The following is a 6,302-nucleotide window of genomic DNA, read 5'->3' as shown; positions in this document are numbered from 1 at the left end:
AGCCTATCTTGTTCGACGGACAATACGCCGTTTACCTTTTTAAAATAGGCAATGGCATCTTCAATCTTGGTCTTAGAAGACGGACGAATAGCAATGCCGTTCAGGTTTTTGTATTCATAAATCAAACTTGCGCCGGAGGCTTTCACTGCTTTTAGCAATGGCTCAGAACCGGTTTGTGCATCATAGAAGATAATCAGGTTGCCGGTATTATCTTGAGCTTGTTGCTGAGATGGAATGGCGTTTGATTGGGCAGGAATACTTGGGCTTTGGCAGGCACAAAGCAGGGTGGAGAGTAGGACGAATGCCAGGGGTTTCATGATGTTAATTTAATTTGATCATTAAACAAGGCCGTCTGAAAAGTGTAAAACGAAATCTAAGTTTCCTTTTACAACTTTCAGACGGCCTTAGTCCGTTATGCTTCGGGCAATTCCATGGCTAGAACGGTTTGCTCTTGTTTGGCACGGAAAGCCGCCAATTTTTCAGCCAATTCAGGATTTTCGTTGGCTAAAAGTGAAATGGCAAACAGCGCCGCATTGGCTGCGCCTGCTTCACCAATGGCAAATGTAGCAACAGGAACGCCTTTGGGCATTTGCACAATCGAAAGCAGGGAATCTTCGCCGCGCAGGTATTTGCTGGGAACGGGTACGCCCAAGATGGGGACGGTGGTTTTGGCTGCGACCATGCCCGGCAAGTGCGCTGCGCCGCCTGCACCGGCAATAATGGCTTTGATGCCGCGTGCGCGTGCGGTTTCGGCGTATTCAAACATCAAATCAGGCGTACGGTGTGCCGAGACGACACGCGCTTCGTATTCAACGCCGAATTCTTTGAGAAATTGTGCTGCCTGCTGCATCACCGGCCAATCGCTGTTGCTGCCCATAATAATGCCGACTTGGATCATGAGGAGTTCCTTTTGTTTGAATGGATTAAGGGTAAAAAATATTCAGACGGCCTTGGGGATGACAAGGCCGTCTGAACGTTTATCTTTGTTTCAGGCTGATTGCAGCGCGTTTTGCCGCTTCGCTGTTTGGGAAGCTTTGTATCAGTTTGCGCCATGTGCTGCGCGCGATGTCTTTTTGTTGCAGTTTGTATTGGCACTGGCCGATGCTGTACATGGCATCGGGAGCTTGCGGGCTGTTGCGGAATCGGTTGGCGTAGCGGTTGCCAATTTCGATAACGGATTCGCAGTTGCCCAGACGTTGTTGGCTTTGCAGGAGCAGGTACATATTGCGGCGGGCAATTTCGCTTCCGTTGCCACCGTCAGCTTCTTTTAGAATGGCTACTGCAGCAGAGAAGTTGTTGCGCTGATAGTATTTTTGCGCCTGATTATAAAGGCGCAGTTCGTTTTGTGCGGCTGAGTCTGTTTCAGACGGCACGCCTCCGCCATTGGCTAAATAGTTCATTTTCAGCTTGTGGTCGTCTAATCGCTGGGCTTTTGGTTTGGAAGCCGAAGTAGTCGGACGTTTGATGTTTCGTTGTTGTTCCAATGTGTGCAAGCGTTGATTTAATTCTTCAACAGTGCGTTCCAGTCGGGCGATTTGTATGCCCAAGTGGTCAATCTGGGTTTGTGCGTCCAAGCGTGGATAGGGGATACTTTTTGTATGCAAAGGCTCACGCGGAATATCCGGCAGGACAAAGTTGGGATTGTCGGCAGGTTGGGAAGGATGGGAAACGGCGCATGATGCGGCCAATAGAGTAAGCGGCAAAAGAAACAGGGAATGTGATAATGTTTTCATCGGATTGTGTCGTTTTATTTTTTTAGTAGCAGTGTCAAACCGTCGCCGACAGGCAGGGTAATGGGAATAATGCGTGTATCGTGCGGTAGATTTTGGTTGAAATGGCGCAAGATATCCAAGCTGGGCGGATCGTTTTCGGCAGCTTCATTCATGACGCGCCCACCCAATAAGATATTGTCGATGGCAATCACGCCGCCACTCCGTACCAGCTGCAAACAGCGTTCAAAATATTGCGGCGTAGGCGGTTTGTCGGCATCGATAAGTGCCAAGTCGTAGCTTTCCGATTCGCCTTGCGCAATCAAGTCGTCCAAAGTCAGCAAAGCAGGTTGCAGATGAAGCGAGATTTTATGCGCTATGCCTGCTGCCTGCCATGTTTCTCGGGCAATATCGGTAAAGGTTACATTGATATCGCAAGCCGTGATTTTGCCGTCTTCGGGGAGGGCGAGTGCCATGGCGGTGCTGCTGTAACCGGTAAAGACACCAACTTCCAAATATTTCTTGGCATTCAATAATTTGGCCAACCACACCAACATGGCTGCCTGCTCTTGGGCAATAGCCATCTTTCCCAGACGATGTGATTGGGTACGCTCGCGCAATGCGGTCAAAACGGGATGTTCAGATTGACCGATGCTGTTGAGGTACTGCTGTAACGCCGGATCGGTATTGTGGGTGTTGGTCGTCATACCGATATGGGTTAGTCTTGATAATAGGTGTAAGGTTTTTTGTTGACTTTGGCCGCTTCAAATTCAGCCTGTTCGGCCGGATTGAGGGTAACATCCCACAGCAAATGGCGGTTTTCGAGGCGTTGCGCTTCCATTTCGGGATTGTCTTCCATGAGTTTGTCGAGGAATTGGGTAGCTTCGGATTTGTAGTGGTACATGATGTCTTGCCTGAATCGTTGTCAGACCGTCATTATAGCCGATATTTTTTGTCAATACGCTAATTAATCGAACTTCCATAAGGTATAATGGCACGTCTTTTTTAGGCTGTCTGAAGCCTTTGCTCAATGTTTTGTTCTTTCTACGGCAGGATATTGTGCAAAGGCTTAAGCCGGACAAGTTTCAGACGGCCTTTTTTATTGTGAAAAGAGCTGCTTATGTTAAAAAAATGGCTGCATAAAGTGTTGCCTAAAAAACACGTCAAGTCGTTGCCCGAAAAGGAAATTATCTCACTTGAGCAACATGGTATCCATGCGGATATGTTGAGCTTTGCCGCTGAGAAAATTGCTAAACGCCTGCATGAAACCGGTTTTCAGGCTTATGTTGTAGGGGGAGCCGTTCGGGATTTGTTGCTCGGGGTTGAGCCCAAAGATTTTGATATTGCAACCGATGCCACGCCGGAGCAAATCCGCAAAGTATTCCGCCGCAGCCGCATTATCGGCCGCCGCTTCCAAATCGTTCATGTGATGATCGGCCCTGAAACCATTGAAGTGACAACGTTCCGCGGCGGCGATAAGGTTCAGCAAAATGCGCAAGGCCGCATTATGAAGGACAATACTTACGGCAGCATTGAAGAAGATGCCATGCGTCGCGACTTTACTTGCAATGCGCTGTATTACGACCCGATTAAAGAGGAGATTTGGGACTTCCATCAGGGCGTGGCTGATGTTGCCGATAAAAAATTGGTGATGATAGGCGATCCTGCCGAACGCTATCAGGAAGATCCTGTCCGTATTCTTCGCGCCGTCCGTTTGTCGGGTAAATTGGGTTTTGAAGTGGAAGAGCAAACCGCTTTGCCGATTGCCGAATATGCAGGCCGTCTGAAAAATGAGCCTGTTGCCCGTCTTTTTGATGAAATTCTGAAAATCCTGTTTTCCGGTTATTCTCGTGCCTGTTTGAAGCGGCTAAACGAGTTGGGCATTCCCGAAGGCATTCATCCACTTTTAGATGCCTTGAAAACTGCTGAAGCGGCTGAAAACCGTATGATTATGTTGGCCTTGAAAAATACCGACGAGCGTATCCGTGCGGATAAGTCCGTTTCCGTCGGCTTCGTATTGGCGGCGGTATTGTGGCCGACACTAAATACTATGTGGCAACGCAATCAAAGCCATGGTCAAAAACCTGTCCCTGCATTGATGGATGCGATGAACACCATGCGGGATACGGTAGAGAAGGGTTGGGGCGTACCGCAACGATTTTCTGCAACCATGCGTGAAATCTGGCAATTTCAGCCGCAATTCGACAATATGCGCGGCGCCCGCCCGTATCGCCTGCTATCGCAAACACGTTTCCGAGCCGCTTATGATTTCCTGATTTTGCGTAGCGAGGTTGGCGAGGTTGATAAAGAGATGGCTTCTTGGTGGACAACTTTCCAACATGCCGATGAGGAAACACGCCAGCAAATGATTGCGGCCAATGATCACAAACGTCAGAAACAAAGTGGATCAACTGATGGCAAACCCAAACGTCGCCGCCGTCGTTCGAAAAAGAAAACTACAGAGGCTGAATAAATTATCAAAATAAATTTAAGGCCGTCTGAAACCATTAAATCTTTTGAGATTTGTTTTTCAGACGGCCTTATTATATTTCAATAAAAAACCGCAGGTCTTTCAACCTGCGGTTTGCTTTTATGATTTGTTTTCCTCGCTGTCGAGGAAGCTGCGGAGGCGGTCGCTACGGGTTGGGTGGCGCAGCTTGCGCAGTGCTTTGGCTTCGATTTGACGGATACGTTCGCGGGTTACGTCAAATTGTTTGCCGACTTCTTCCAAAGTGTGGTCGGTATTCATATCGATACCGAAACGCATACGCAAAACTTTGGCTTCGCGCGGCGTCAGGCTTTCGAGGATTTCTTTGGTTACTTCGTGCAGGCTGGTGTACATTGCAGCTTCTGCCGGCGCAACGTTGTTTGCATCCTCGATGAAGTCGCCCAAGTGCGAATCGTCGTCATCGCCAATCGGTGTTTCCATGGAAATCGGCTCTTTGGCAATTTTCATGATTTTGCGGATTTTATCTTCCGGCATTTCCATCAGCTCGGCCAGTTTGGCAGAATCAGGCTCTTCACCGGTTTCTTGCAGGTATTGGCGCGAGATACGGTTCATTTTGTTGATGGTTTCAATCATGTGAACCGGAATACGGATGGTACGCGCTTGGTCGGCGATGGAACGGGTAATCGCTTGACGGATCCACCATGTGGCGTAAGTCGAGAACTTGTAGCCGCGGCGGTATTCGAATTTGTCTACCGCTTTCATCAGGCCGATATTGCCTTCTTGAATCAAATCAAGGAACTGCAAGCCGCGGTTGGTGTATTTTTTGGCAATGGAAATAACCAAACGCAAGTTGGCCTGAATCATTTCCTGTTTCGCGGCTGAGGTTTCTTTTTCGCTCAACACCATGTTTTTGTTGATTTCTTTCAACTCTTCGATGGAAATGCGGGTTTCGGCTTCCATATTGGCCAGCTCGGTTTGTTTTTCGAGGATGGCATGGCGGAAACGATCCAATGCGTTTGCCCATACACGGCCTTTGGCTACTTCTTCTTCTACCCATTCCAAATCGGTAATGGCTGGCAGGAAGTTTTTGATGAAGTAGTCGCGCTCCATGCGGACGCGGTCGATACAGATGTCGCGGATTTCGCGTTCGAGTTTGCGGATGTTTTCAACGCGGCTGCGCAGGTTGCTGCTCAGGTTTTCGATTTGACGTGTAGCGAAACGGACTTCCAACAGTTTGTTGGCAATGGCATCACGGTGTTTCAGGTAGTTGGCGTGCTGACTACCGTGTTTTTCCAACTGCTTGATCATTTTGCCGTATTCGCTCTCGATAAAGGCGAAGTGTTCCAAAACTTTTTGCTTCAGTTCGGCCAAATGGGCAGCGGATATGGCTTCAGAGTCGCTACCTGAATCGTCTTCATCTTCATCGTCGCCATCTTCATCATCGCTAACGGTTTCGCCTTCTTCGTCATCTGGTTTGGCATTTTCCAAATGACCCAAGCCCAATTCGTTCAACAAGACTTCATTAGGGTCGATGATGGCTTCAACCACTTCATCAACACGGATTTCGTCGTTGCGGACTTGTTCGATCAAAGCCAGAATTTCGGCAATCGAGCCAGGGCAGGCGGAGATTGCCTGCACCATGTTTTTCAGTGCATTTTCGATTTTTTTGGCGATGATGATTTCGTCTTCACGCGTCAACAGATCGACTTGACCCATTTCACGCATATACATACGTACAGGATCGGTTGTGCGACCGAATTCTGAATCTGCGCTGGAGAGTGCTGCTTCGGCTTCTTCAACGGCATCGTCGTCGGTCATGGCGGCGGCGTTGTCGCTCAAGAGGATGTCTTCAGCATCGGGAGCTTGCTCGGTTACTTGGATACCCAAGCCGGAAATCATGCTGACGATGTTGTCGATTTGCTCGGCGTCGGACATATCGTCGGGCAGCGCGTCGTTAATTTCGGAATAAGTGATGTAGCCGCGTTCTTTACCCATAATAATGAGTTGACGCAGGCGGGCGCGCTGCTCTTCGATACTCAAGGGACGGTTGTCATCTTGGTCTTGGTATTCTTCGTAGTTTTGGTTTTTAGACATGGATTGCTCTCTAGGTTGATAGGATGCCGACGGTTTACGGTGATGTGGCC

Annotated in this window: 7 protein-coding genes; 1 reads left to right on the top strand and 6 read right to left on the bottom strand. The window is 48.8% G+C overall.

What is annotated here, in order from left to right; translation table 11 throughout:
- The 5 genes from ACTHUE_RS09470 to ACTHUE_RS09450 all read right to left on the bottom strand — a co-directional run.
- Positions 1–317, bottom strand: a 317-nt coding sequence (locus ACTHUE_RS09470) for a hypothetical protein (RefSeq protein WP_440423357.1), incomplete at its 3' end; no start/stop codon positions are given.
- 95 nt (positions 318–412) lie between these two features.
- Complete coding sequence (gene purE / locus ACTHUE_RS09465) at positions 413–898, bottom strand: 5-(carboxyamino)imidazole ribonucleotide mutase (RefSeq protein ID WP_440423356.1); 486 nt, start codon at positions 896–898, stop codon at positions 413–415.
- Positions 899–977: 79 nt separating this feature from the next.
- Positions 978–1,733, bottom strand: coding sequence for a tetratricopeptide repeat protein (locus ACTHUE_RS09460; RefSeq protein ID WP_440423354.1), 756 nt, complete (start codon positions 1,731–1,733; stop codon positions 978–980).
- Positions 1,734–1,747: 14 nt separating this feature from the next.
- Complete coding sequence (locus tag ACTHUE_RS09455) at positions 1,748–2,416, bottom strand: class I SAM-dependent methyltransferase (protein ID WP_440423352.1); 669 nt, start codon at positions 2,414–2,416, stop codon at positions 1,748–1,750.
- Between the two features lie 11 nt (positions 2,417–2,427).
- Positions 2,428–2,613, bottom strand: coding sequence for a DUF3460 family protein (locus ACTHUE_RS09450; RefSeq protein WP_070461836.1), 186 nt, complete (start codon positions 2,611–2,613; stop codon positions 2,428–2,430).
- 216 nt (positions 2,614–2,829) lie between these two features.
- On the opposite strand from ACTHUE_RS09450, the gene ACTHUE_RS09445 reads away from it, so the two are divergent.
- A complete protein-coding gene (locus ACTHUE_RS09445; protein ID WP_107769024.1) occupies positions 2,830–4,182 on the top strand; it encodes a polynucleotide adenylyltransferase PcnB in 1,353 nt (450 codons plus the stop codon).
- Positions 4,183–4,299: 117 nt separating this feature from the next.
- Here ACTHUE_RS09445 and rpoD read toward each other — a convergent pair whose 3' ends face one another.
- Positions 4,300–6,252 (bottom strand): RNA polymerase sigma factor RpoD, encoded by a 1,953-nt coding sequence (rpoD, locus tag ACTHUE_RS09440; RefSeq protein ID WP_107769025.1) that lies wholly within the window; start codon positions 6,250–6,252, stop codon positions 4,300–4,302.
- Between the last annotated feature and the right edge of the window lie 50 nt (positions 6,253–6,302).

It is taken from the genome of Neisseria sp. P0021.S005 (assembly GCF_051956955.1).
This window is presented reverse-complemented; position numbering and strand designations above follow the sequence as displayed.

Bases quoted from the DNA above. Each gene is read 5' to 3' on its own strand.
- purE (WP_440423356.1), bottom strand. From the start codon at position 898: ATGATCCAAGTCGGCATTATTATGGGCAGCAACAGCGATTGGCCGGTG.
- ACTHUE_RS09460 (WP_440423354.1), bottom strand. From the start codon at position 1,733: ATGAAAACATTATCACATTCCCTGTTTCTTTTGCCGCTTACTCTATTG.
- ACTHUE_RS09455 (WP_440423352.1), bottom strand. From the start codon at position 2,416: ATGACGACCAACACCCACAATACCGATCCGGCGTTACAGCAGTACCTC.
- ACTHUE_RS09450 (WP_070461836.1), bottom strand. From the start codon at position 2,613: ATGTACCACTACAAATCCGAAGCTACCCAATTCCTCGACAAACTCATG.
- ACTHUE_RS09445 (WP_107769024.1), top strand. From the start codon at position 2,830: ATGTTAAAAAAATGGCTGCATAAAGTGTTGCCTAAAAAACACGTCAAG.
- rpoD (WP_107769025.1), bottom strand. From the start codon at position 6,252: ATGTCTAAAAACCAAAACTACGAAGAATACCAAGACCAAGATGACAAC.